General features: G+C 76.1%; 1 protein-coding gene. It reads right to left on the minus strand.

Features of this window, described 5'->3' with window-relative positions; genetic code table 11:
* Positions 1–979: terminase large subunit domain-containing protein (locus E4O86_RS22965; RefSeq protein WP_161142852.1), on the minus strand; the 979-nt coding region annotated here is incomplete at its 3' end.
* Positions 980–1,222 lie beyond the last annotated feature (243 nt).

Here is a 1,222-nt window from a genome sequence, read left to right on the forward strand (position 1 = left end):
CGGCGGGCGAAAGCCGGGCGGCGCTGCGGTCGGCGAGCACGTAGGCGAGCCCGTCGGCGCCCCGCCCCGCCGCGACGATGCCGCAGGCATCCGCGCCGGCCCCGCTCGTCGCGGGCGGATCGACCGCGACCACGATCCGCAAGAGCTCCGGCGCCGCCCGCACCCGGCACGCCTCGATCCGGGCCCGCGTGAAGAGCGCGCCCTCGCGGTCCTCCACGAGCTCCGCGTCGAGCTCCTGCCGGCCGAGCCTGGTGCCGGCATAGCGCCCGACCACCTGGCTCAGGAAGGACGGCGCGAGAAACGCCGCGTTCTCGGCGGTGCGCGCCCGGCTCGTCGCCGTTCCCGGCTCGCCGATCAGCCGCTTGAGGAGCGCGGTCGGCCGCGGCGTGGTGGTCACCAGCTGGCGCGGGCGCCGGCCGAGCCGCAGCCCGAACTGCAGCATGTCCCAGGTCGGCTCCGGATAGGCCCATTTGGCGAGCTCGTCGCACCAGGCGGCATCGAATTGCGGGCCGCGCAGGCTCTCCGGATCCTCCGAGGAGAAGGCGAGCGCGATCGCGCCGTTCGGCCATTCGAGCCGCCGCTTCGAGCCGATCCAGGCCGGCCGCTCGGTCGGCGGATGGCGCGCGACGAGCCCCGATTCCCCCTCGATCATCACGTCGCGGACATCGGCGAAGGTCTCGCCCACGAGCGCGATCCGCTCCGCGGGCGGCCCGGCGAAATCGAGCCCGAGCGCGAGCCCGCGCACCCATTCCGCCCCGGCGCGCGTCTTGCCGGCGCCGCGGCCCCCGAGCATAAGCCAGGTCGTCCAGTCGCCGGGCGGCGGAAGCTGGTCGGCGCGCGCGATCGCGGGCCACGGCCGGAACAGCGCCCGCAGCTCATCCGCCCCCATCCGGTCGATGTCGGGCGCCCGGGCGAGCCGCGCGAGCCAGTCGCTCCTGCATGGTCTTGAGGTCCCGCCGCATCCATTCGATGTCGCCATCCGCCTCGCCCGTCTCGTTGCCGCGGAGGGAAGGCGCCAGCGCCCCGTCCCGTGCCGGCCTTGCCGCGATGCGTCTTTTCCGCATGGTCCGCTCCGTCGTCCCCAAGGTCTCGCGCATCCGCATCTCGCGGCAGCCGCGGCCGCCCCGCCGGGCGGCAGGTGCCGTGCGCGGTCCGCGCCCGCACGGTCCGCGCCCGCACGGGGCCGTCACAGCCCGCGCCTCCGCCTGTCGCAAGCACCGCG

Source organism: Propylenella binzhouense (assembly GCF_009866965.1).
GTDB lineage: Bacteria > Pseudomonadota > Alphaproteobacteria > Rhizobiales > Afifellaceae > Propylenella > Propylenella binzhouense.